Annotated in this window: 26 protein-coding genes and 1 pseudogene; 20 read left to right on the top strand and 7 right to left on the bottom strand. The window is 41.3% G+C overall.

Annotated features, from left to right (window positions below; all coding sequences use genetic code 11):
* Both ACQRBH_RS03355 and ACQRBH_RS03350 read right to left on the bottom strand, forming a co-directional pair.
* Positions 1-1470 (bottom strand): primase C-terminal domain-containing protein (locus tag ACQRBH_RS03355; RefSeq protein WP_427760884.1); only part of this gene is annotated, 1470 nt, incomplete at its 3' end.
* Positions 1471-1488: 18 nt separating this feature from the next.
* Positions 1489-1683, bottom strand: a complete 195-nt coding sequence (locus ACQRBH_RS03350) for a hypothetical protein (protein ID WP_427760883.1) — start codon at positions 1681-1683, stop codon at positions 1489-1491.
* A gap of 238 nt (positions 1684-1921) precedes the next feature.
* Between ACQRBH_RS03350 and ACQRBH_RS03345 the strand changes: the two genes are divergently transcribed.
* The 8 genes from ACQRBH_RS03345 to ACQRBH_RS03310 all read left to right on the top strand — a co-directional run bounded on the left by ACQRBH_RS03345 (position 1922) and on the right by ACQRBH_RS03310 (position 8255).
* The gene (locus tag ACQRBH_RS03345; RefSeq protein WP_427760882.1) at positions 1922-2344 is read left to right on the top strand and encodes a helix-turn-helix domain-containing protein; all 423 of its coding nucleotides are present in this window, start codon (positions 1922-1924) and stop codon (positions 2342-2344) included.
* Between the two features lie 109 nt (positions 2345-2453).
* Positions 2454-3728 carry a recombinase family protein gene (locus ACQRBH_RS03340; RefSeq protein WP_427760881.1) on the top strand — a complete coding sequence of 425 codons (1275 nt, stop codon included), beginning with the start codon at positions 2454-2456 and terminating at the stop codon, positions 3726-3728.
* Positions 3673-4989: a recombinase family protein gene (locus ACQRBH_RS03335; RefSeq protein WP_427760888.1), complete on the top strand. Its 1317-nt coding sequence runs from the start codon at positions 3673-3675 to the stop codon at positions 4987-4989. Before ACQRBH_RS03340 ends, ACQRBH_RS03335 begins: the two co-directional genes overlap by 56 nt.
* A 122-nt stretch (positions 4990-5111) precedes the next feature.
* The gene (locus ACQRBH_RS03330) at positions 5112-5876 is read left to right on the top strand and encodes a hypothetical protein (RefSeq protein ID WP_427760880.1); all 765 of its coding nucleotides are present in this window, start codon (positions 5112-5114) and stop codon (positions 5874-5876) included.
* 32 nt (positions 5877-5908) lie between these two features.
* Positions 5909-6625, top strand: a complete 717-nt coding sequence (locus tag ACQRBH_RS03325; protein WP_427760879.1) for a DUF3800 domain-containing protein — start codon at positions 5909-5911, stop codon at positions 6623-6625.
* Positions 6625-7074 carry a hypothetical protein gene (locus ACQRBH_RS03320; protein WP_427760878.1) on the top strand — a complete coding sequence of 150 codons (450 nt, stop codon included), beginning with the start codon at positions 6625-6627 and terminating at the stop codon, positions 7072-7074. The genes ACQRBH_RS03325 and ACQRBH_RS03320 overlap by 1 nt, the downstream gene beginning before the upstream one ends.
* A 286-nt stretch (positions 7075-7360) precedes the next feature.
* Positions 7361-7645, top strand: a complete 285-nt coding sequence (locus ACQRBH_RS03315; RefSeq protein WP_427760877.1) for a hypothetical protein — start codon at positions 7361-7363, stop codon at positions 7643-7645.
* Positions 7646-7763: 118 nt separating this feature from the next.
* Positions 7764-8255: a hypothetical protein gene (locus ACQRBH_RS03310; protein ID WP_427760876.1), complete on the top strand. Its 492-nt coding sequence runs from the start codon at positions 7764-7766 to the stop codon at positions 8253-8255.
* A 459-nt stretch (positions 8256-8714) separates the two neighbouring features.
* On the opposite strand, the gene ACQRBH_RS03305 is transcribed toward ACQRBH_RS03310, so the two are convergent.
* Both ACQRBH_RS03305 and ACQRBH_RS03300 read right to left on the bottom strand, forming a co-directional pair.
* Positions 8715-9311 carry an MATE family efflux transporter gene (locus ACQRBH_RS03305; protein ID WP_427760875.1) on the bottom strand — a complete coding sequence of 199 codons (597 nt, stop codon included), beginning with the start codon at positions 9309-9311 and terminating at the stop codon, positions 8715-8717.
* Entirely contained in the window at positions 9284-9742 is a 459-nt protein-coding gene (locus ACQRBH_RS03300) for an MATE family efflux transporter (protein ID WP_427760874.1), read from the bottom strand. The genes ACQRBH_RS03305 and ACQRBH_RS03300 overlap by 28 nt, the downstream gene beginning before the upstream one ends.
* A 210-nt stretch (positions 9743-9952) precedes the next feature.
* On the opposite strand from ACQRBH_RS03300, the gene ACQRBH_RS03295 reads away from it, so the two are divergent.
* Positions 9953-10945, top strand: a complete 993-nt coding sequence (locus ACQRBH_RS03295) for an ABC transporter permease (RefSeq protein WP_427760873.1) — start codon at positions 9953-9955, stop codon at positions 10943-10945.
* Positions 10896-12113, top strand: coding sequence for an ABC transporter ATP-binding protein (locus tag ACQRBH_RS03290; RefSeq protein ID WP_427760872.1), 1218 nt, complete (start codon positions 10896-10898; stop codon positions 12111-12113). The genes ACQRBH_RS03295 and ACQRBH_RS03290 overlap by 50 nt, the downstream gene beginning before the upstream one ends.
* A 68-nt stretch (positions 12114-12181) precedes the next feature.
* Here the strand turns inward: ACQRBH_RS03290 and ACQRBH_RS03285 are convergent, their stop codons facing one another.
* Positions 12182-13411 (bottom strand): cation:proton antiporter, encoded by a 1230-nt coding sequence (locus tag ACQRBH_RS03285; RefSeq protein WP_427760871.1) that lies wholly within the window; start codon positions 13409-13411, stop codon positions 12182-12184.
* 33 nt (positions 13412-13444) lie between these two features.
* Positions 13445-14068: a TetR/AcrR family transcriptional regulator gene (locus ACQRBH_RS03280; protein ID WP_427744258.1), complete on the bottom strand. Its 624-nt coding sequence runs from the start codon at positions 14066-14068 to the stop codon at positions 13445-13447.
* Positions 14069-14310: 242 nt separating this feature from the next.
* On the opposite strand from ACQRBH_RS03280, the gene ACQRBH_RS03275 reads away from it, so the two are divergent.
* From ACQRBH_RS03275 to ACQRBH_RS03250, 6 genes are all read left to right on the top strand, one after another.
* Entirely contained in the window at positions 14311-14763 is a 453-nt protein-coding gene (locus tag ACQRBH_RS03275; RefSeq protein ID WP_427760870.1) for a DUF6282 family protein, read from the top strand.
* 450 nt (positions 14764-15213) lie between these two features.
* Entirely contained in the window at positions 15214-16752 is a 1539-nt protein-coding gene (locus ACQRBH_RS03270) for an MFS transporter (protein WP_427760869.1), read from the top strand.
* A gap of 95 nt (positions 16753-16847) precedes the next feature.
* Positions 16848-18248 (top strand): MATE family efflux transporter, encoded by a 1401-nt coding sequence (locus ACQRBH_RS03265; protein ID WP_427760868.1) that lies wholly within the window; start codon positions 16848-16850, stop codon positions 18246-18248.
* A 23-nt stretch (positions 18249-18271) separates the two neighbouring features.
* Complete coding sequence (locus ACQRBH_RS03260) at positions 18272-19072, top strand: SDR family NAD(P)-dependent oxidoreductase (RefSeq protein ID WP_427760867.1); 801 nt, start codon at positions 18272-18274, stop codon at positions 19070-19072.
* A 17-nt stretch (positions 19073-19089) separates the two neighbouring features.
* Complete coding sequence (locus ACQRBH_RS03255) at positions 19090-19950, top strand: DAPG hydrolase family protein (RefSeq protein WP_427744265.1); 861 nt, start codon at positions 19090-19092, stop codon at positions 19948-19950.
* A 25-nt stretch (positions 19951-19975) separates the two neighbouring features.
* The gene (locus ACQRBH_RS03250) at positions 19976-21241 is read left to right on the top strand and encodes an alpha/beta hydrolase (protein WP_427760866.1); all 1266 of its coding nucleotides are present in this window, start codon (positions 19976-19978) and stop codon (positions 21239-21241) included.
* A 38-nt stretch (positions 21242-21279) separates the two neighbouring features.
* On the opposite strand, the gene ACQRBH_RS03245 is transcribed toward ACQRBH_RS03250, so the two are convergent.
* On the bottom strand, positions 21280-22164 hold the full coding sequence (locus tag ACQRBH_RS03245; protein WP_427760865.1) for a LysR family transcriptional regulator: 885 nt from the start codon (positions 22162-22164) through the stop codon (positions 21280-21282).
* 107 nt (positions 22165-22271) lie between these two features.
* Here ACQRBH_RS03245 and ACQRBH_RS03240 point away from each other — a divergent pair.
* The 4 genes and pseudogenes from ACQRBH_RS03240 to ACQRBH_RS03225 form a co-directional block, all read left to right on the top strand.
* Positions 22272-22652 (top strand): annotated as a pseudogene (locus tag ACQRBH_RS03240) (Hsp70 family protein); the annotation flags it as partial.
* Positions 22653-22809: 157 nt separating this feature from the next.
* Positions 22810-23292, top strand: a complete 483-nt coding sequence (locus ACQRBH_RS03235) for an HD domain-containing protein (protein WP_427760864.1) — start codon at positions 22810-22812, stop codon at positions 23290-23292.
* A gap of 18 nt (positions 23293-23310) precedes the next feature.
* Entirely contained in the window at positions 23311-24144 is an 834-nt protein-coding gene (locus ACQRBH_RS03230; RefSeq protein WP_427760863.1) for a MerR family transcriptional regulator, read from the top strand.
* A gap of 103 nt (positions 24145-24247) precedes the next feature.
* Complete coding sequence (locus ACQRBH_RS03225; RefSeq protein ID WP_427760862.1) at positions 24248-25336, top strand: dihydrodipicolinate reductase; 1089 nt, start codon at positions 24248-24250, stop codon at positions 25334-25336.
* The last annotated feature ends 12 nt before the right edge of the window (positions 25337-25348 follow it).

The following is a 25348-nucleotide window of genomic DNA, read 5'->3' as shown; positions in this document are numbered from 1 at the left end:
TTCACCGTAGGCAATGATGAGAGCTTCTACATATACTTTTCCAATAGCTGCCAGACCGACAATTCTCTGAACGTACTGAATGAGGTCAGTATCGTTGCAGAAGAACAGGTTCAAAGCATCCTGCCATATTTCAGCTCCTTTATCACTTGGGGAAACAGCAGTTACTTTTGTAATATAGTCTTCAGCAAGATGTTCTTTAACTCCCAATAATCCTTTCGATAATTCATAGGTGGCAGTTGGTGTATTAAGAACCATGCCCTCAACATCTAAAGCTGTAGGTGGTTTATACAACATTGGGCGGGCTTCCTTTAGTGTGGCAGTAATGTTCTTGGAATCCCTGCGTTTGATGACAAAGGAGCGATATTCTAAGGCTTGTTTGTACATCTGATAGGAAGCATTCTGGTCTGGAGTAAACAATTTTTCTGCACGTTTGATTCCAACACTTGCAATGAGTTCTGTGGCTTCTGTTTTTTCCATATTCAGTTTTGCTTTTTCAATCAGGAATTCCGATTCTTTCATCTGAAGATTCGTTAATTCCTGGGCTGTTGCTTGAGCCATTTCATTTGATTCATCCCAATAAATATTGTTGTAACGCATATATCCGTTGGACGGATTGTACAGAAGTTCCGAGTTAAAGACAGAAGCAAGAATCTCTGCCTGACCTACGTCCGAGTAGTCTCTAGGCTTGTATTTTGTTTCGTAATTGAAATATTCTGGTGGAATATATCCGTCTTGTTCTGCGATACGTTTGGCAAATCTCTGTGCACTTTTCCAAATGGAAGAAAGTTCATCATTTTCAAGTGGTGGAACACAGCGGTCAGCTTCTTCCAGAAACTTTTGGTGTGCTTCTTCTGTATTTCCATATCGTTTGATAATTCTTCCTGCGATTTGGGAGAGGGTGCTGTTACGGGAGCCTTCCATAATAGAATCAATGTCATTGGTACTTTCAGAAATTACATCTGTTATAAGGGCAGTGCCAGAAATGATTTCAACATTTGGATTATTTGTTCCAAAGAAGAAACGGGAAGTATCCAGAGCGTTCTCATCAAAATATGGAAACTGTTTCTGTATTTCTTTTTTGAAGCTCCTGTAAGAAACAGCATCCGTAAATTCAGTTGTAGGGAAATAACAATGGAAACGAGGACGAGCCTTTGTTCCATTTTTCTCTTTCATATGGTTACGACTGTAACAGACTGCAAACATTACATTTGGAAAGGTATTTGCAACATCTTCTGGAAATTTCCATTCTGCTGGATTATCAGAAAATGTATTATCGCAGTCCATTTGGATGCAGTTTGCTGAGATGAAATTCTTTTCATTTCTGTAGTTGTTCAGAAATTTGGCACAGACATGATCTTTGTTAACAGCTTTTTTAAAAGATGTTTCATCTGTTACGGTTACTTTGTGGGGATAAAGGCAGTTGGCTTTATTCCCGATGGAATTGGAATGATAGATTGTAAATTCGGGCATGTTCACTGCCTCCTCTCTTTAACGTTTTTTGTTTGGTGCTTCTAAGTTGGAAAGTTGCTCGCAGAGTTTGTTGTAATTGACCAAGGCTTTTTTCCCTACATACATGACGGGAAGGCTTCCTTCCTTTAACATGTAACGAAGAGTATATTCTGATAAAAGCCCTGTCTGAGCAATTTCTCGTATTGTCATCATATTCGGTGTTTTATATGACATAATATACCTCCTTGCGTGAGTGATGTTATACAAAACATTATAAAACAGATAATGATAAAAAACAACGGGGTAAAATAATTTGCTAAAAAAGCCTAAAAATCAAGGGAAACAGAGAAAAGTTACGCCAAATAGTTTGTAAAATACATTTGATCAAAAAAATAAAGTGAGTAATGTGTACTTGACAATATATAACGAAATGTATATGATAGGAACATGAAAGAGTTGGAGGTACAAGAAAATGACGTTACCAGAAAGACTAAAAGAATTACGTAAAGAAAAACATATGACACAGGCTCAGCTTGCAAATATTTTAGGAGTGGCTAAGGGAACTGTTGCAATGTGGGAGATGGGAAAGAGGAATCCTAGCTTGGAAACTTTGGAACAAATGAGTGCTGTATTTGATCGTACCGTTTCGTATATTATGGGAACTTCAGATGACCCAAGTTCTCCAGAATTATCTGAATCTGCAATACAGCAGTTGGGTGCCTGGGCAGTTGAAGAAGATTATATGGAAGTTTTAATGAAATATCTAAGATTGGATGGAAGAGGAAAAGCGGCAGTTGAAGCACTTATTAATGCGGAATTCAATCTTTGCAAAGCAGAAAATACTTTACACTCCAGAGATAATTTTCAACTTACAATAAGAGTAAAGCCAGAATAAACTACACAAAACCTCTTGGAAAAAGAGCATTACTTTCTACTTATACATAAGCCGAATTAACTTGCGTTTTTGAGGCATATGAGTGATGTATATACCAGGAGGGATGACGATGAAATTAAGTGTAATAAACACAAGGGCAGATTCGCAGCAAAGAAAACTGCGTGTCTGTGCTTATGTACGTGTATCCAGTGATAAGGATGCACAGATGGAATCATTAGAGAACCAAGAAGCCTATTTTAAAAGGAAATATGCCGAAGATGATACTTGTGATTTTGTGGGTGTATTTTCTGATGCAGGGATATCGGGTACAAGCGATAACCGCCCGGCATTCCAGAAAATGTTGGAGTGCTGCCGTAATGGGGAAATTGATTTAATTCATACAAAATCTATTTCCAGATTTGCAAGAAACACTGTTACGGTACTTGAAGTATCAAGAGAATTGAAACTGCTAGGAGTAGGTATTTATTTTGAAGAACAGAATATCAATACCTTATCAGCAGAAGGGGAATTGATGCTCACAGTACTTGCTTCCTTTGCACAGGCAGAAGCATTTGACATGAGTGAGAACCAGAAATGGGCAGTTAGAAAGAAGTTTGCTCGTGGAGAGGTCATGGTCAATACCAACCGATTCATGGGATACGATAAAGATGCAGAGGGAAATCTTATTATAAATGAAGCAGAAGCGGAAGTTGTTCGCATGATTTTTAGACTGTATCTTGACGGAAATGGTACGCATCGGATTGCAAAGATTTTAAATGCCAGTGGTATTACGACTGTAACAGGCGGACGTTGGTATGAAAGCACGATTCGCCAAATGCTTAAGAATGAAAAGTATAAAGGAGACTGCCTTTTACAGAAATATTATGTTCCAAAAGTTGGAGGCGGTACAATAGTTAACAAAGGTGAACTTCAGAGTTATTATGTTGCAGATAACCATGAACCGATTATCTCAAAGGAAGATTGGGAAGCTGTACAACGTATCCGGGAAGAAAGAGCGAGAGAAAGAAATATTGAAACTGAGCATACGGAGAAATTTTCGAACCGTCATGCACTTACAGGAAAACTGATTTGCCCATATTGTGGAAAGAAATTGCGAAGGCATTCCGCATATAAAAAGTGCATATGGGCATGTAGTACTTATATCGATAAAGGGAAAGAAGCCTGCCGGGGCATCCGCATTCCAGAAAGTGTTACGGATGAATGGCAGATTACAGAACCAATAGTAGTAAGGGAGGTGAGTGCAGATGGCAAGAAATATTACAGTTATTCCTCCAATAGCAAAGCTGACGGAAGGGAACACGGCAAGGAAAGAGATACCAAAAATCAGAATGGCAGCATACTGCAGGGTATCAACAGACCAAGAAGAACAGTTATCAAGTTATGAGAACCAGGTGAATTATTATACAAATTATATTATGAACCATCCAAACTACGAACTCATTGGAGTATATGCGGATGAAGGAATTACAGGAACCAGTACCAAGAAGCGTGAAAACTTTAAAAAGATGATTGCTGATTGTGAGGCTGGAAAAATCGACAGGATTATCGTAAAATCCATCAGCCGATTTGCAAGGAATACGTTGGATTGTCTAAACTATGTGCGAAGACTGAAAGAACTTGGAATTGGTGTGACTTTTGAAAAAGAGAATATTGATACTTTGGATGCAAAGGGAGAAGTTCTTCTGACGATATTATCATCACTGGCACAAGATGAATCCAGATCCATTTCAGAAAATAGCACATGGGGAATACGTAAACGATTTGAGCAAGGACATCTTCATGTGAATACAACAAAGTTCATGGGATATGATAAAGACGAAAATGGAAATCTTATTATAAATGAAGAGCAGGCAGAAACGGTGAGACTGATTTATGATAAATATCTTCGTGGGAGAAATTATTTCAGCATTGCAAAGGAATTGAATGAAGCGGAAATTCCGGGATGGAATGGGGAAGTTAAATGGATTGCCAGTACGATTGAGAAGATGCTCCATAATGAAAAGTACAAGGGAGATGCATTGCTTCAGAAAACTTACACTGTTGATTTCCTTACAAAAAAGCGGGATAAGAATAATGGGCAGGTTGCTCAGTATTATGTGGCAGACAGCCATCCCGCAATTATAACTCCAGAAGTATGGGAAGCAGTTCAGCTTGAAGAAAAACGCAGAAAAGAATTCATGAAAGCACACCGCATTAAAGCATTTTCTTCAAATATTGGTGAAAATCCATTTGCCAGTAAAGTTATTTGTGGAGAATGCGGTGAAGCGTTTGGAAGAAAGAAATGGAGACCACGCCTAGGGGAATACCGAAGTGTTTGGCAGTGCAATGCCAGGTACAGAGAAAAAGGCGTTATGGGATGTGCCAATAGGCATATCGATGAAAGTACATTGGAGCAGGTTTTTATAAAATCATGGAATGCACTGATGGAAAATAAAGATGCCTGTATAAAGAAATGGCATCAATTGCAAAAAGGAAAGAATCCGTTGCAAGCATACCGAGCGGAGAAACTTCTGGAATATGCGGATAAAGAAGTGCTGACGTTTGATGCGGAGCAGATGCATGTAACGCTGGAGTGCATCGTAATATATGAAACGGAAAAGATTTCTGTGAGATATTTGGATGGAACAATTGTAGAGTTGAAATAAAGTAAAGGAACGAATTTAAAAGTCGTTCATTTAGTCTTTGAAACTTTTTTATTAGCGAGTATTGACAAATTTATTAGCGAAATATATAATTTCTATATTAAAGAAATTGAGGTGATTATATTATGGCAGAAAGAGAGAAAAGTGCACTTTACCCTGCAGTTACATGGGAGGAGTGTATTGATTTCATAAAAAATATTGATACTTTTAAACAAAAAACTGTTGCTTATAAAGCAGTTGCTGAATTATATGGGTTGACTAGTGTGACGACAAAATCGTTTACTCAAAAAGTGGGAACCGCCAAGCAGTTCGGATTGATTACTACAAGCAGTTCAACTATTCAGCTAACAGAAATAGCAAAAAAAATATTGTATCCAGTATCAAATGATATCAGAGAAGTTGAACTTGAGTGCTTTAGACTGCCTCCATTATATAATGCACTGATTAATGATTATGATGGAAAACAAGTACCGGATCAAAAGCTGCTGTCAAATGTATTGATGAATAATTATAAAATTAGTAAAGCGGCGAAAGATTCTGCTGCAAAAATTTTTCTTGTAAATTGCGAGCAATTTAACTTAATAAAAGCAGGTGTTTTATGCTATTCAGAGGGATTGGAAAAGGAAAGGTTACCAATTGATGAATACGAGCAAGTGACTGAGAATGAAACGGAAAAAGCAAACAAAGAGACAATTGTACCTGTGTCTGTTACAGAGAAGCTGGCTACAAATCAAGAAAATGAATATATTGTGCAAACATATCCAGTTGAGTCTGGAAAAGTTGCAAAAATAGTTATACCAATTGATTCTACAGAGGATGATTTGTATGCTATAAGAGATTTGCTGGAAGTTATTATGAAAAGAAAATTTAAAATAAAGATTCAAAACTAGAATTCTTGATTAAGTCTTTAAAAGGAGGCTATATGTTAATAGACGTTTATTGTGATGAAAGTAGACAGGATTTGCTTGTAAATAAAAGTCAGATTAATGAGTTTAATAGATATGTATGTATTGGGGGAATTTGGGTTCCATATGAAAAGCGTGCATATTTAAAAAAAGAAATTAACTATCTGAAAGCAAAATATGGAATTAAAAATGAGTTTAAGTGGGGAAACGTTTCGACGAATAAAGTGAGATTTTACACGGAGCTCATAGATTTGTTTTTCAGAGCGGAAAATAAAGATATATTATTCCGATGCGTGGTAATTGATGCTAGCGAAGTAGACGATGAAAAGTATAATGATTCTGATCATGAATTGGGATATTATAAATTTTATTATCAATTGCTGCATAACTGGTTGACTGCTGCAAATGAGTATTATATTTTTACTGATTTTAAAACTAACAAAGATAATAACCGACTACATGAACTCCGGAGAATTGTAAATAGAAGTTTGCATGGAGAGAATGTAAAAGTGTTACAGGCAATTGATTCTGAAGAGTCTGTTATATTACAATTACAGAATATATTGATGGGGGCAGTCGCTTATAAGTTTAATTATGGAGATAGAGGAAAATCAGTTGCGAAAAATCAGTTGGTTCGTGCAGTTGAAGAAAAATTAGGATGTAAAATTGCCCCTACTTATAAGTGCGATAGGAAATTTAATATTTTCAAAATTTCTTTAAGGGGAGGGATTTGATGGGGCTTCCTGAATTGAGAAAATTTACAAATGAAGAAGAATGTAAGAAGTATTATATAGAACATTATTGTAATAATACAGAAATAAAAACATTTGATGGCATTTGTGTAAGATTTTATGAAGAGACGTTTGAGCATGCATTTTATGTGAGAACAAGGAAAAGCTGGAAAGCACCGAAAGATAAATATTCAACAGAAAGAGGAGAACGCATTGACTGGATTAAGTCAGTATTAGAGGATCCGTCTATTATTCCAAGAAAAGGATATGATAGTGCGAAGAAGAACTATGATAATAGTCGTAGAGTTACTTTTTTGGCTCCTAATAATTATGTTGTTGTTATATACATAAATGCAAAAGGGGAAGGAAAATTTGTGACAGCGTATTTGGTGGATAATCAAGATACGGCCAACAAGATTGCAAGTAGCCCTGTCTGGGAAAAAAGTGCATAAAAAAACCACTGGTTATCTGGCCCAGTAGTCGAAGCCTTTATAGATCCCAAACAATAAGTAAAGGATTAACGTGATTATACATTCAAATCACTTTAATGTCAAGCTATTCTTTAATTGTATTATATGCCAATTTTGAGAAAAATACAATAATTTTGGTAATATTATTCTCAAAATTAGCATTTTAAGTGTTGATTTCAAATGGAAATTCCATGAAAATTATAATGTGATTAACTTGCTATACCTGAAATAGTATTGTAACATGCAACACCACAAGGAGGTGATTGCGATGTCAATACAGGAAACGGTAGACATGTTCGTTGATGAAATTCTGGAAGAACATCTGCGAAGGTTACGAGCTGAGAGCGAGGAATGTCAAGACATTAATCGAAGACTTCTGAAGCTTTCGGATAAGGTTCAAGAACATTTGAATACGCTCAGTGACAATCAAAGAAAGGTACTTACAGATTACAGTGATACCCGCAATGAACAGGAAGGTGCAAATTATCATTATTTGTATCTTGCCGGACTGAAAGATAGTATTCAGATACTGAAGTTCTTGGAAGTATTGTAAAAAATGAAAAGGAGAAGGTGGTCATGATGGCTGCCTTCTTTTGCATATAAAGAAACATCTTGACATTTTAGAAATTCAGAGTGATTACTGAACAACAAAATGGAAAGGTGAACATGAAATGTTAAGTGAAGAGCAGAAAAAACAGATTCGACAGATGGCAGCAGACGGAATCGGATATCGAGAAACAATGAAATACGTACTGGCATCAAAGCAGGATATTATTGACTACCGCAACGAACTTGTAGAAACGGGATGGACTCCCAGAGAAGAGGATACGGATGTGGAATGGAAAGATAATTCGTGCCTATGGTGTGGAAAAGAATATCAGACTGCAACAACGGGGAGAAAACGTAAATTTTGTAGTGATCAGTGCAGACGAAAATATTATATGCTTTATCCGACAACACCACGGTCATCAGCGCAATGTGCATATTGCGGAAAGGTCTTTGAAATGGTAAACTCAAAACAGAAGTTTTGCAGTCATGAGTGTTATATAAAAAATCGTTTCTGGAGTAGAGAAGACGCAGAACAATTTGTGGATGCACTGATGACTGGAGAAAAGATAAACATACCACAGTGGTTGAGGGATAAATTGAAAGACCAGCTGTAGATAGCATATTAATGCCAAATTGTATCAGATGATTTTCTGAGGGAAAAGTTTCGCTAATCAGTATGCTATCGTACGCTTATCGCATGTTGAGACTGTTGTGCTGCTTTCCCACAAAAAGCCAGACGGCAAATCAACGTAGAAGTCGAGTTTGGCGAGGGTAAAGCGATTTAGGCTTATCGATGCACCAAATGCGGTAGAGAATAAAAATAGCCGAGAAGAAATTTGACGGCGGAGAAGTATCCAGGAAAAATATGGATATCGACCTGTATAAGAAAGCAGAGGATATTTATTAATGAGTTGGAGTTAGGAATTATCAGGGTCGTAACCTGTGTGAGCACAGATTCACAGGTTACGACCCTTTTTCGGTATATATTGGATAATCTTGAGAAGAATGGTAGAACCCCGATTTTAACCGTGCGTAATTCGATGTGGTTAAACGAATTGGGTTTATCCTATTGCTTAAGCAGATTCACATGTGACAGACAATACTGAGGACTGCAATGATTTTTCAAGGGACTGCAGGAAGATTATGGATGCTATCAGACCAACAAGCGCTTCGACGCTCATCAGCCGTTTCATTAATCCCTGTACTCTGGAGTATTGCTGTGCGCCGATGTTATATCCTGCAATCGGGATACATCCTGCAGCCAGACCCGCAGAGACAGAGATGATAATCTGGAAGAATTTTGAGACAATGCCTGCGACTGCGGTGGGGATCTGGGAGTATTCTGCCTGACTGAATATGGCATCTTTAGCTCCGTATTTTACGCACATGTTGATGGTTGTGGCCATAGAGAGTACGATGGAAATCTGGGAAAGAAAGCTCGCTGCGCCAAGAAATATAATTTTTTTCATCAGACCTGGGCGAAAATGAAAACTATCCTTGTCCAGTCGGAATGCTTTCATTTTAAATAGATATGCTGCCGCCAGAATTGCAGAAACAATCTGACCTCCAATGGTTGCGACTGCAGCGCCCATCATTCCCCAGTGAAGGACGTAGATACAGACCGGGTCAAATATAACGTTTATCAGCGCGCCGATGGCAAGGGTTGCCATAGCATAACGGGGCTGCCGTCAGATCGTATGATGGGATTCATTGCCTGACCGAACATATAAAAAGGGATGCCGAGGGTGATCCAGAAAAAATATTCATTTGAGAGTCGGTACGTTTCATCATTTACCCGGGCGCTAAATGCGGTCAGTATATGTTCCTGAAATACGAGATAGATGATTGTAAGGATGAGACTGACGGCAATGACCGTTATGACTGAACTTCCGATTCCCTGACGGGATTTTTCGGGGGACCCTGAGCCTAGATGAATGCTGACAAAGGTGTAGCAGCCGTCACCAATCATGACGGCGAGCGCAATTGCCAAGATAGTCATTGGAAAAAACACTGTGTTTGCGGCGTTTCCATAGGAACCGAGATAGTCAGCGTTTGCAATAAATATTTGGTCAACAATGTTGTAAAGTGCCGCTGCAAGCATAGAAATAACGCAAAATAGTTCTTTTGTCTAGGGAATAAACAAAGGATGGATTTTGTCTGGTGTATGGATAGTATCAATGATAATCCGGAATTTGCTTTCTTGACAATAAAAATTTCTGGTGACACAATTATTAAGGCACCTTAATAATAAGTGCCGAAAGCCGATATTCAGTAGAAGAAACAGCGTGAGCAGAAGGAGAAATATATATTTATGAGGAAGTATATCAAGAGATATTTGCATTTTGCAGTCATTGCCGCGGCATTTATGGTTGCAGAAGTTTTGATGGATTTATTGCAGCCGGAAATTATGAGTGCCATTGTAGATGATGGCGTATTGGGCGTTCACACAGGCGGTGTTGGAGATCTTCATCTGATCTGGAGTCTGGGGATCCAGATGATCTGCCTGGTTCTTTTTGGTGGTTTGTGTGGCAGCCTGAATAATGTATTTGTTCAAATGGCAGGCCAGAACATTGGAAATCAGATGCGTAAGGATTGTTTTTGCAGGATTATGGATTTTTCTTTTCCTCAGGTGGATCAGTTTGGCACAGGGTCGTTAATCACTCGCGTTACCAACGATATTACTCAGGTGCAGAATTTTGTGTCACTGTTTATCCGAGGAATGATTCGAACGTCTATGTTGATGTTTGGCAGTATTTTCTTTATGTTTCGTCTAAACAGGCAGTTTGGTGCGATTGTTCTAGGCGCCTTTCCCTTTATTGTCGGAACAATGGTTTTCTGTCTGTACAAAGCGAATCCTCTTTTTTATATGCTGCAGGCGCAGCTGGATAAAATCAATTCCATTATGCAAGAAGATGTATCCGGCATCCGCATTATTAAAGCCTGTGTGAGAGAAGCCTATGAAAAGATACGTTTTGGAAAGGCTAACGAAGCCTTGATTAAAACACAGCTACAGGTGTTGGTTATTTTTGCATTTATGAATCCGATTGTAAATGCTTTGATGTATGTAGTCGTAGCTGTGATTTTAGTAGCTGGCTCCTATGAGGTTGGTGCAGGTCAGACGACACCGGGAAGCATTATGGCGGCTATCACCTATACGACGCAGCTTCTGAACGGTATTCTGGGACTGACCATGCTTTTCCAGAGCATTTCCCGTGGTGTTGCCTCATGGAAACGTGTCAAAGAGCTTTGCAACGATGCTTTTGACTTTGCTTGCGACAAAGGTTTTGTCAAAAAAAGTCCGTGAATTTTCAAGAAAACGGCAAATGCTGTTAGGAAAACTGAACGGTACTGTTGAGGAAATGATTTCCGGTTACCGTACAGTGGTTGCTTATAATCATCAGGACGATACAATCAGGGAATTCTGTACGACAGCAGATGATTTGACGACAGCAGGGATTCGAACGGATATTTTCAGTGGTGTTATGAACTGTATCGGTAATATAGGGTTTGTGATTATTGCGGCGTTTGGTGGTTATTTTGCTGTACATGGACTGATTTCGGTGGGAATCATTTCTGCATTCATTGTCTATGCAAAGCAGTTCAGCCGGCCGATCAATGAGATTGCGCAGATTTATGGACAGTTACAGACAGCTATAGCTGGTGCAGAACGTGTATTTGTGGTTCTGGATCAGAACAGTGAGGTTATGGATGGAAATGTTGTGTACAAAAACAAAGATGCGTCAGTATATTTTAAAAATGTGAATTTTTCTTATGTACCGGATCATCCGGTAATCCACGACTTTAGCTTAGAAGTTCCCTCTGGCAAAAAGGTGGCTTTGGTTGGGGCCACCGGCAGTGGGAAAACTACGATTGTAAATCTGCTGATGCGTTTCTATGATATTGAAAGTGGAGAAATCTGGATTGGCGATCAGAATATTGCGGAATTGTCCAGAGCAGATCTTCGGAAAAATGTGGCAATTGTTTTACAGGATACCGTGTCGTTTTCTGATACAATTCGCAACAACCTGATATATTCTAATGATGAGGCAACCGATGAACAGCTGGAAAAGGCTGTGGATATGAGCCGATGTAGGGATATGATTGATATGCTTGCACAGGGGATGGACACTGTACTTAGCGGGGCCGGTGCCAACAGCAGTCAGGGGCAGCGACAGCTGTTAGCGATTGCACGGGCTTTTGTGGCTGATTCGAGGATTCTGATACTGGATGAGGCTACTTCTAACGTGGATACACGAACAGAAAAAGCGATTCAGATTGCTATGCAGCGTATTATGCAGAACCGGACCAGTATTATTATATCGCACCGCCTCAGTACCATTCGGGATGCGGATATCATTGTTGTCATGGATGAAGAAAGAATCATCGAAAGTGGAACACATGAAGATCTGCTGGCACAGCGAGGCAAATACTACCAGTTATATATGGCACAGTATGAAGGCTTTTTAATCTGACAAGATCAGGCATGGTATAATGTCAATCCATGTATTAGCTGTAATTCTTGTTTTACAGGGGAAGGGAATCACTGCGCAGTCGTGATCTCCCCTGCCAGCTCGAATCCTTTCTTTGCCGCAATCACAGCAATAATTTCATTGATGACGGCTGCAGCTGCGATGGTTCCTTTCACGATGACTGCAAGTTCGGGCTCGGAGACAGCCAGGACGGAGCAGATAATTCCGGTGAAGACCAGAGATACTCCGGAATGGGGCAGCAAGGTAAGACCAAGATAATTCTGGACGGTCTTGGGCATCTTGGTAATCTTCGCACCGAATCTTGCACCGAAGTACTTTCCGCAGGCACGTGCAGCAATGTAGATAAAAGTATACATTCCAGCGCCCAGGATCAGATGATAATCCAGCGGTGCTCCCAGATCGACGATGGCTGTAAGCAGGCAGATGGCAAGAATCGGATGGAACCAGTCGACCAGATTCTGAAGCTGCCTTTCTGGGATCATATTAGAGAATACGGCAGAGAAAGATACACCCATCAGCATATAGTTTAAAGTAATATTCGTAAATACTGTTGTATTGCAGAAGAGGCCGATTGCAGCTGTGGCGGTGATGCCAAGTAAAAGGATGATCAGGGTTCCTGCTTTTCCGGGATTCTTCTTCAGGAAAAGTCCGGCAATCCATCCAGTGGCAATTCCGATGATGATTGGTAAGAAGATCATGACTGGAATCATATACAGTGGAACAGAACCACCGGAGACCGCACGGGCGATGAAGGAATTGACGGTGAAGAAGACGGCAATTCCAACGATATCATCCAGGACTGTCATTGGAAGCAATGTGTCTGTTACAGCTCCGTGTGTGTGGAATTCCTGTACGATAGAAAGTGCAGGTGCAGGAGCTGTTGCAAGGGCGATGCCTCCGAATGCAAATGCCAGATAGACGGGTACTCCGGAGAGCGAGAATACAATGGCAAACAGGAAGGAGACAAAAGCAAATGTTCCGAGGGACTGTGTCAGAGTTGTGACAATCAATGCTTTTCCGTATGCTTTGATTTTTGCCCAGATCAGTTCGGTTCCAAGCATCAGCCCAAAAGCGCACTGCATCCAGGTAATGATTAATTTATACCATTCGGAATTCATGACTTCCTGTGGCAGAAGACCGGCGGCATTTGGACCGAGAAGCATTCCGGTGATCAGCCATCCTAAGATAGAGGGCATTCGAAGTTTTGTAATTAATTTTCCGGCAAGAAACGCAACTGCCAGTGTGCAGATCCATCTTAATATATAGAGAGATAAGTTCATTTCCATTCCTCCTGTCATTTCTATGATTGATTATTATCTAATATCTAATACGCCGTATAGCAGAATATCCAACTGACGACGGCATGTTTCTTCGTGTTCTCGAAGAATATCATCTTGTTCATAAGTCCCATGAGAATCTATTTTGTAGTGCAGGTTAAAGTAATCCATATACATTCGGAAATCATCTGCCACCAGATCCACAGAAAGACCCGGGCGCAGGGGCTCACTTTTGAGGAGCTCCGTAAGTACTGCAATATTCAGCGAATCAAAAGGCTGACGTATCTGGGCAATCTGAGGTCTGAGCTTTTCTGGAGAACGAAAAGAGGCATCAATAAAGATCCCGAGCTGTTCTGGGTTGTCCGAGAAGAACCGAAGTCTGGCATTAAAATATTCCTGAAGACGTTCGCTGGCTGTGCCGGTCAGATTATCTGCTGTAGATTGCAGGAAAGAGGTAAATCTGCGAAAGCAAGCTTCCACGCAGAACAGGTACAGCTCATCTTTATCCTTAAAATGATGATAAATAATTCCTTTGGAGATGCCTTTTTTTGCCCAGACAGTATTTAGGGATGCGCCTTCATAGCCTTTTTGGGAAAACTCTTCTGTAGCAGCATCCAGAATTCTCTGCCTGGATAAGGCGCTTTTTTCTTCGCGTTTCATATATCCTGACCTCCTGTTAGGCTTAATATTCAAGCATATTGAGAATGTTATTTACTAATGGGTTTAAAAACAAACCAACAAGTCTGTTTTATAGAATGTCACAAACAGACCAGATGGTCAATATGATTGGCCGAGTAGTGAAAAGAGAATTTGCTATTTTACAGAAGACCTGAATAGGTGTATTGTTATGATATCAGTGAAAATCAACGTAACGTTTTCATCAGCATCGGGAGGATAGATTTATGTCGGAGACAGGAGAAATGTTAATTCAGGGAGCGATAGATCTGCATGTGCACACAGCTCCGGATCTTGTACCAAGAAAGTATACCGACATCCAGCTGGCAAAGAAGTATCAGGCAGCAGGAATGGATGGATTTGTCTGTAAGTGTCATCAAGGGGATACTGCAGCAAGAGCATCTACTGTATCGGAAGTGTTCCCTTCGATAAAGGTTTATGGAGGAATTGTGCTGAATCATGCAGTCGGAGGATTGAATGAAGCTTCGGTCTACGCTTGTGGAGCCATGCTGGAGCATTGTTACTATACGCCTTATTATCATCTCTGCGCCTGGGAAGAGATTCTGGAAAGTATCCGTCAGGCAGGCGCGGGGCATATTCTCTTGTCTTCGGATCTGGGCCAGATACAAAGCCCGGATCCGGAAGAAGGGATGAAGCAGTTTGTTGAAAAGTACTTGTAGTAGATCTGATAGAGGCAGTCAATGCGATAGTGATGAACTAAGGCTCTGGGTAAATAACTGAATTGAGGATAATAATAAGGGCATCGGTCAAAAACCGATGCCCTTTATGCTGACTTCACCCTTTATTTGCTATGATACATTTTCTTTTTTGGAAATAATAGCATTGCGAAGTGGAAAGGATTAGAAAACCCCAGATTATATTGATTTAGATGAGTAATACTTTATAGTGGGAAATCACTTGTAGTATAATTTATACAAGAATAGGCTGGGAAAGATAGGAGATTTGTTGTGCAATTTAACGATGGCAATTTCGCGTTTGGAAAAAGTCAAGGGGTAAACTGAATTGATTAAAAGGACGGAATATGACAAAATAAGACAAGATAAACAAGAAATAAATCAAATATGCCGGCGAAATGCGATTTATGGAAAATCTAAGGAGGAAGCTGTAAAATGAAACACCGAAAAGAAATGAGACATAGAGAGGTGAGACCCTTTGGCTTTCGAGACAAGATAGGGTATATGTTTGGAGATTTTGGAAATGACTTTACGTTTGTACTATCATCTACGTTTTTCTTGAAATTTTATACAGATGTTATGGGTGTTTCCAGTGCAATCGTTGGTATTTTGATGATGGTAGCACAGTTACTGGATGCCTTTACTGACATTGGAATGGGGCAGCTCGTAGACCGTTCTCCGCGACAGAAAGATGGAAAATTCCGTCCCTGGATCCGTCGGATCATGGGGCCAATTGCCCTGACCAGCCTTTTGATGTATGCAAGCTGGTTCTCTGATATGAATATGACATTCAAGGTTGTATGGATGTTCGTTACATATCTGCTGTATGGAAGTATTTTCTACACTGCAATCGTTATTCCTTATGGTTCTATGGTATCTGCGATCACAGATGATCCGGTAGGACGTACACAGTTATCTACCTATCGTCATGTGGGAGGAACTCTTGCTATGACATTCTGTAGTGTGGCCCTGCCAATGATCGTATATTATACAGATGCTGAGGGACACAGCATCATGTCAGGAAGCAGAATGAGTGTCGCAGCATTGATCTGTTCACTGGGTGCTTTGCTCTGCTATATACTTTGCTACAGTCTGACAACAGAACGTGTAAAGACAGATAAAAAAGGTCAGAAATTTGACGGAAAAGGGATGGTAAAAGAACTTTTACATAACCGTTGTCTGTTTGCCGTAATCTTACTGGTGCTTCTCAGAGAAGGATGTAATCAGAGTCTGCATGGTATGGCAAGTTATATTTATCCTAACTATTTTGGAAATGGTGCTGCACAGTCCGCTGCTGGTGTGATTGAGACAATCCTTGCTCTTGCAATTGCTACATTCATCGTTAAGCTGACTGCAAGATTTGGAAAGAAAGAAGTAATTGCGGCAGTAACACTTATGGCAGCTGCAACAATGGCTGTTGCGTTCTTCGTCCACACCCACAGTGTAATCGTATGGTATGTATTCTTTGGACTTGTGGCTCTTGGCCTTGCTACATTCAGTTGTGTTGGATGGGCGTTGGTATCAGATATTATTGATGACACCGAAGTAAAGACAGGAAGACGAATTGATGGTACGATCTATGGAATCTACAGTTTCTCCAGAAAGGCCGGACAGGCTTTATCTTCTGCAGTTACTGGTATTATGCTGAGTATTATCGGCTATACAACAGCAACAGCGTTTGATCCGGAGATTGTGGATAATATCTATAATATCAGCTGTCTGGTACCGATGATTGGATGTATCCTGATCGTTCTGGTCTTAGTGTTCTTGTATCCTTTGAACAAAGCACGTGTAAATGAGAATGCAGCAATCCTTGCAAAACGTCGTGAGGAAGAAGAAAGAGCACATCGTGAACATAAAGGCCGTCATCGTTATGGAAAAGGCAGACATCATGGAGCAGATGGAGCAGAAGACGAATCCGTGGAAGATGACTGGGAAGACAGTGAAGAATCTGATGAAGAAGATGAGGAGTAAGATTTCTAATTTGGAAAAAATGACTCTGGAATCAGAATTGATAGAATGCTTGTCTTAATGGTATAAAATAAAAAAACAAAAAGGCAGGAGATTTTATGAGAAGTAATGTAAAAGAAGCAAAAAAGCAGATGATGCTGAATGATAATATTAAGACGCTGATTCTGCGTATGGCTGTGCCAACGATTATGGCACAGCTGATCACAACAATTTATAATCTTGTAGATACATATTTTGTAAGTACACTGGGAACGAACGCGACTGCGGCCGTAGGAGTGAACAGCTCTCTGGAGCGTATGATTACTCTGATCGGGTCTTTGATCGGCGCCGGAGCATGCAGTTATATCGCAAGACTTCTTGGTGCAAAAGAAGATGAACATGCGAATACCGTACTGTCAACGTCTTTCTTTTCAGGGCTTGGCTTAGGAGTCATCTTCTTGATCGCAGGTAGAGTCTTGATGGGAGATATGGTATACTGGCTTGGAGCAACCGAAGAATGTGCAGAGTATTCCATGCAGTATGCAACTTATGTATTGTATGCGGCTCCGTTCATGATTGGAAGTTTTATCCTGAACATGTGTCTGAGAAGTGAAGGAAGCGCCACTTATTCCATGATAGGAATTGGATTTGGCGGCATATTGAACTGCTTCCTTGATCCGCTTTTTATCTATACATTTGACCTTGGTGTAGCAGGAGCTTCCATGGCAACCGCGCTTTCCAAGTTCATCAGTTTCTGCATCTTATGCTGGCCGTATATCAGGAAGAGCAGTCTGGTTACAATCTCTATCAGGAAATTTAAACTGGTGATGAAAGATATCAAGGAAGTTATTTCCATCGGTTCCAGTTCGTTCTTCCGCTCATTGCTGACGGTTGCAGCAAGCGTTGCAATTAACCGTGTGGCAGGTGGATATTCGACTGCGGCTCTGGCAGCATTGTCTGTAGCGAACCGTGTAATGGAATTCCCATTTGCGATTATTCTTGGATTTGGCCAGGGATATCAGCCGATTGTTGGATTCAACTGGGGAGCAAAAGCATGGAAACGTGTCCGGGAAAGTTATGTATTTGGATGTACAGTGGCAATTGTAGGAGCAATCGCAATGGGAGCAATTATCTTCCTCTTTGCAACGCCGATCATACATGTATTTAACAGCCAGGCAGATGCAGAAGTGCTGGCACTGGGACTTCTGTGCATCAGGCTACAGTGTATCGTGTTGGTATTCCATTCTCTTGGATCGCAGGTCAACATGTTCTACGCGGGAGTCGGACATGCGAAGTACTCTTTGATCGTTAATTTTGCAAGACAAGGCTACTGCTTCTATCCGGCACTCTTGATCGCACCAATGCTCCTTGGCATTAATGGTGTGGCAGCAACGCAGGCAATTGCAGACTTATTAAGTGCACTTGTTGTAATTCCGTTGGGAATTCGTGCATTGAAGATTATTAAAACAAAAGAAACAGAAGATCAGGAACAGAAAATCAGTATGAAGGAAGTATCATAAATAATAACAGGAGGTAGCAAAAGATGTTTACATTGGCAGGAAGAACTATGATCATCACGGGCGGGGCAGGTAACAATGGTCTTGCTATGATTAATGCAGCATTGGAAAATGGAATGAATGTGGCATTTTTAAGTGGATTACACAGTAAGGCGCAGAATGCGATTGCAAAACTGGATCCGAAATATAAGGATCAGGTGATTGGTTTTGCACAGAATCCGCAGTCCCGCCTGAAAGAAAACCTGGAGGCTGCTCCAGAGATCTATAATGAGAATTCCACGATGGCAGATGTCATTCGTATGATCTATGAACGTTTCGGCGGTATTGACGTAGTCGTAAATGCAAAAGGCGGTCACATCCGTTATAATTTCGAACAGACAGATCAGACCATCTGGCGTCATTCTATGGAAGTTGTGGAATCAGCATTTGTTAATACAAAACTGGCGCTTCCATATCTGCTGAAAAGTAAAGCTCCTCGTGTGATTAATATTACGACTTGTGACGGAAGAAATGGCGGCTGGTATCCGGACCCGTCCTTTGCAGCAGCCCGTGCCGGTCTGGAGGCCTTGACCTACGAGATGGCGAAAGAACTTGGCCCGAAGGGGATTACTTCAAACTGTATCCTGATCGGACCTATTGAAGGAGATGTCCCGGAAGAAGATGTGCTTTCAGACGAGATGCGTGCACAGCTGTTGGCAAAGACGCCGGTCGGACGTCTCGGGGTACCACAGGATGTAGTTGGAGCGTTCTGCTTCCTGGCAAGTGAAGAAGCAAGCTTTGTAAATGGTGCGAGAATTGATGTCAACGGTGGTATGATCGTTGGTTAAGAAGAGGAGGAATCACGATGGAATTGATCACAAATGATGGCATGCCTTATATCAAAGTTCCAGAACTTACGGAAGAAGAAAAAGCAATGCCGGCTTCCCGTTTTTATACAGATTACAAATTATATCCACCGAATCCGCTTCAGCAGCAGATCCTGGATGCGGGCCCAATGAAGGTCGAAGATGCGATTCCGATTGAGCACTGGCTGGATCATCTCCAGATTGGCGGATATCCAAAGGTATGTTATGGGTATACCATGATGCCGGGAGGCTATGGTTTCTATATTGAATATTCCGTGACACCGGCTAACTGGCAGGGAAAATGGAGAAGATGGTATGGAAAATGGTACAATCAATATTCTAAGAGTATGGTAGAAGGACAGGGTAACCTTCGATATAAGATCTGGAATCCGCTGGATCACTGGGATCACAAGTTCGTCAATGGCGTGGATGATAAAGATGGCGTATGGTCTATGGAAACACTGGATCTGGGAGCAGGCGGAGATCCGAGCAAAGGGATTGCTGCAATCTCTCACAATATTGATCTGAGAGACTATGGGCTTTCTGAGGAACGCTACAATGAACTTCTTGCGGCAGACTGCAGGGCAGATGCATGCTGGGAAGAATTCGACGGACCAGGGCATCATCTGGTACTGCGCTTCAGCAGACCATGTCCGCTTGGCGGAAGAGAGAGCATCAACTGTGAATGGATGGGATTTTACGCAAAAGACGGAAAGATTATCCGTGATGAGGACACTCCGGTAGATGAGACCTATCTGAAAAATGTACTGACACACAATACGATTGAACGTGCTCATCTATATCAGGTACTTCCGGATCTTTATGAGGCATATAAGGATCTTCCGATGGATGCGGACTAGTCATATGTAGGAAAAGGAGAATACGATGGAAGCTGTTAAAACGACTTTTGTAGAGGTTGAAAGACGTACACCGGGCGTGCTGTATGAGCCGGTGGAACAGAATGAAAAACAGAGAATAGCAATCCTTATTATGCACTCAGATGAAAATTACCTGTCATTCCCTACCGGCTCAGAGATGGCCGGAAGGGGATATACCGTATTGTGTGCAAATGTTATGAATAAAGAAGGAATCATCTTCAGTCAGGACGATAAGATGAAGAGTGTTAAGGCAGCAGTCCAATACCTTCGAAGCCTCCCTTATGTAGAAAAGGTCTTATTGATGGGGCACAGCGGAGGCGGAACTCTGATGTCCGCATACCAGGCAATCGCAGAAAATGGTGCGAAGATATTTCAGGGACAGGAAAAGATTATTCCATACTCAGGAGATGAGGATCTTCCGGCAGCAGATGGGATACTGCTTCTGGATTCCAACTGGGGCAATGCAGCAATGCAGTTGTTCAGCCTGGATCCGGCGATAGAAGATGAACACAGTGGAGTACGGATTAACGAAGAATTGAATCTGTTCAACCCGGATAATGGGTTCAACCCAGAGGGATCCACTTATTCTCAGGAGTTTATTGAGAAATTTCAGAAGGCACAGAGTGAAAGAAACTGTTGTCTGGTTGATTATGCATTGAATCGTCTCCTGATGCTTCAGAATGGGCAGGGAAGTTACTGTGATGATGAGCCTATCATCATTCCAGGAGCTGCACAGAGCTTTTTTAACAATAAGCTCTATGCACAGGATATTCGTCTGATGTCTCATACCAGAGAGCCGCATTTGCTGCTGCATCCGGACGGTACCAGAACAACGGAGATCATTCATTCTCTTCGCGGCCCTGAAAATCCAAAGTCCTTTACCCCTTCATTCTGGGAAGGTGCAAGATTTATGTCGGTGAAGACTTATCTGACTTCTTATGCAGTACGTACAGAGAAGGAATATGGATATGATGAAGACCATGTATGGGGGATTGAGTGGGATTCTTCTTACAGCTGTCCTCCGGGAAATGTGACACATATCCATGTACCGATGTTGGTTGTAGGCATGACGGCAGGGTGGGAATACCTTGCATCTGAGACCATCTATGACCGGGCAGCAAGTAAAGACAAGACCATTGCATTTATTGAAGGTGCAACGCACAAGTTTACTCCGGCAAGACATCTGGAAAAGCATGAGGGTCAGTTTGGAGATACGATGAAGACCCTGCATGATTATATTGATGAGTGGATACAAGAAAAAGGAAGATTTTAATAACAGACAGGACAGAAGATTGGCTTCTGTCCTGTTATTTATGTACTTAATTGTCCGATAACGAAGTGAAGAAAATCCATTGCAGAAGAGTGAGAGAACTTCCGTGGATATAACAGATAGATATAAGAATGAATCGTCGGATATAAGTCAACGATGGATATATTGGGAACTTCTGTCGGAATATGAAGCCGGTTCAGTACGGCAATTCCACGTCCGGCGCTGACATAGCGCACCATGGTAGCTGTGAACTGTGATTCCGCCACAATATTGGGAGTAAATCCTTTCGAGTCGCACAAATCCATAAACTTCTGCGTTTCTTCGTGCATAGTTGGATTGGGACTTGAGTGCAGGATGAATTGTTCGTCGTATAATTGCTCGATTGTTACAGAATTTTGTCCTGCCAAAGGATGACTGTCCGGAAGGACAACTGCCAGATGATCCGTCTTATAGATCAGCTTGTTAAAACTTTCATCCTGAGCATCGTTTTCTGACACAAAGGCAAAGTCGCTTTTCCTCTGAGATAATAGAGAGAGCGGCTGATAACTTTCAATGGTAGATAGATTGTGTTCCGGATATTTTTTTGTGAAATCTGAGATCGTTTCTACAAGTCCATACTGTCCCAGCACAGGTGTATATACAATCGTAATCTGTCTTTTGTTTTGATTCTTTAATTCATTTAGCGAGGAAAGTGCTTCTTGGTGAAGCTGGATTATATGCTTTGCATAAGGATAAAAGTCCTCGCTAAAATCATTTAATTTAACATTCCTGGTAGAGCGGTCAAATAATGACAGATTCAATTCTTCTTCCAGCTTATGAATGTGTTTGGTAAGGGCAGACTGAGATACGTTCATAATGGCGGCAGTTTCCTGAAAACTGCAAGTTTCCACAAGTGAAACAAACTCTTGTAATACACTGATTTCCATACAAATACCTCCAGATATGTCCAATTGGATTCGAAATAATTTCATAATATAAATTATATCTTATTTACACAGAAAAAACTATCTTTTTATTCCAATTTGGAAATTAAATGTATTCTTATATCAGAATCGACTTGGGAACTACCAATAGTTGTGTGGCTGTCATTGAGAACGGACAGCCCGTCATTATTCCGAACAGTTCGGGAAGCCGGACAACACCGAGCGTGGTCGCATTTGCCAAAAATGGAGAACGTCTTGTAGGGGATACGGCCAGACGGCAGGCAGACACGAATCCGGATCGTACTATCAGTTCTGTGAAAAGACACATGGGAACCGACTGGTGCACAAAGATAGACGGAACGGTCTATAAGCCACAGACAATCAGTGCGATGGTACTGATGCAGCTGAAAAAAGATGCGGAAGCAATTCTGGGAGAAGAGGTTGCAGGGGCAGTCATTACGGTTCCTGCGTATTTTAACGATATCCGGCGGGCTAAAGAGAACCTGGAACGCTCCAGCACAGGCATTCTGCATTATGGAAATTGATTCTGGCGAGAGACTTTTCATTCCCGATGATTTCTGCTATGATGAAGTTGTCTATGGAGACAATCTGAAAGACACGGAACCGTAATCTTAGCAGAAGGAGTGGATGTCTGTGAACAGAAGAAAATTGCAGGTTCTTCAATTGGCAGAGAAGTTGGAGGGTGAGAGCCGACTTGGTATGGAACGAAGATACTATCAGCATGGAGTAACAACGATTTTTCAGCATAGTATCAATGTTGCCTGTGTAAGCTGTAAGATTGCAGAAAAATATCATCTCGATGTAGATTACTATGCCCTGATCAGAGGTGCATTGCTGCATGATTATTTTTTATATGACTGGCATGTAAAGGACAGAAGTCATCGGTTTCATGGATTTACACATCCCAGGAGAGCCCTGGAAAATGCAGACAAGGAATTTCAGCTTACGGAAACAGAAAGAAATATGATCTACTGTCATATGTTTCCTCTGACTCCAATACCACCTAGTACTCAAGAAGCTTGGATCGTGTGTGTCGCTGATAAGATCTGTGCGCTTAGTGAGACGATGATGCCTCTGTTATGTAGATTAAAGGTATATAAAACATTATAGTAAGGATAAGGTTTTACAATGGATTTACAGAGATTAACAATCGGACAGATGGCACAATTGAATCATATATCTGAGCAGACCCTGCGCTTGTATGACAGGGAGGGGCTGCTCAAAGCACAGGAGGTGGATCCGGAAAGCGGATATCGTTATTATCACATCCTGCAGTCGGCAAGAATCGACCTGATCCAGAATATGAAACGGTACGGACTGACATTAAAGCAGATCAAGGATATGCTGGAAAATGATGATGCGGATGTGATCCGGCAGAAACTGGAGATGCAGTCGAAGGACATTGAAGAGCGTCTTCAGCAGTTGACTAGGGTAAAGTGCTCCCTGAATCGGGTACTGGATAACTATAAGCGATACGAAGCGCTGCCGAAGAACGGACAGATATTCCTGGAGTATCAGTCAGAAAGGCAGATCTACAGGTGTGAATGTGAACAGGATTTTTTTGAGCAGGATGAGGCAGGATATGAGTATATGCTGCGCCAGTTAAAACAGCATCTTGTAAGCCACGATATTCCGCTGTCATTATTCTGCAATATCGGAACGATTATCCGTAAAGAGGATCTGAAGTTTGGGAAGCTTACCTCTAAGGAAGTGTTTCTGTTTGTGGATGAACGTATAGATATAAAAGATTGCGAAAGGGTTCCGGCTGCGACTTATGTATGTATGTGTTCCGGTGATTTTTCCCAGGAAGCGGAAAACGCAAGGACATTGCTCGCATATATAGAAGATATGGGATATCAGATCGTCGGAGATTATCTTTGCGAGGCGATCATAGATTTCCCGGTTCTGGAAGAAAAAAAGCGACACATATTCAGTAAGATTCAGATTCCGGTTATTTTATAGCTGAATTTTTAATGAAAAAGTATTGACTTTATACCAACAATAACCACTATGATAATAATATAACAAAGGAACGAAAAATGAGATTATCATAGGAGGTATCAGTATGGATCGTAAAGTTAAGTATGTACAGTATGGATGTGGAAGAATGAGCCGCTGGCTTATGCGCTATGCGATGGAAAAGGGATGTGAACTGCTGGCAGCATTCGATATGAATCCGGCAGTGTTTGGCAAGGATGTCAGTGAGATCATTGGAAATGGATATCCATCTGTTGGAGTAAGCGTCTCTCCGGCAGCAGATGCTGATCGGATCATTGGAGAGTTAAAGCCGGATGTATGTATCATTGCCACCCGCAGCACGGTGGCAGAGCTGGAAGATATCTTTACCATCTGTGCGAAACACGGGGTAAATGCAATTACAACCTGTGAAGAAGCATTATATCCGTGGAATTCTTCACCTGCATTGACGAAGAAGCTGGATGCACTTGCAAAAGAAGGTGGATGTACACTTACAGGTGTTGGCTACTGTGACCTCTTCTGGGGCACCATGGTCACGAATCTGATGGGTTCTTCCTTCCAGGTAAAGAAGATCGTAGGCAGCAGCTGGTATGATGTAGAAGATTATGGAATAGCACTGGCAGAGGGCCATGGAGCAGGACTTTCTCTGGATGAGTTTGAAGAGAAGATTGCAACCTGTAATAAGTGGTCATCTGAGGAGATTAAGGAAAAGGTTGAAAGTGGAGAATACGTTCCGTCTTATATGTGGAACCAGAATGGATGGCTTGCAAGCAAGCTTGGACTTACCATTACTTCTCAGACGCAGAAATGTGTTCCATGCACATGGCCGACAGACCTGGAATCCAAGACACTGGGTACAACGATCAAAGCCGGTGATGCGACAGGAATGCGTGCGATTGTAACGACAGAGACAGCAGAGGGAATTACTCTGGAGACGGAATGTGTCGGCAAGGTATATGCACCGGAAGAATATGATAAGAATGAATGGACGTTGTATGGAGAACCGGATACAACAAGTATCGTCAATCGTCCGGCGACCGTTGAACTTACCTGTGCAACACTGGTCAACCGTATTGCACAGCTGATCGATGCACCGGCAGGTTATGTTACAACAGATCAGTTCCCATATAACGAATATATGCTGAGACCAATCAATGAGTATGTAAAGACAAAGTAAATACAGAATGAA

The sequence above is a fragment of the Bariatricus sp. SGI.161 genome, from assembly GCF_050313695.1.
Taxonomy (GTDB): Bacteria; Bacillota; Clostridia; order Lachnospirales; family Lachnospiraceae; genus JAFBIX01.
Note: the sequence above shows the minus strand (reverse complement) of the source record. Positions and strands in the feature narration are given on the sequence as shown.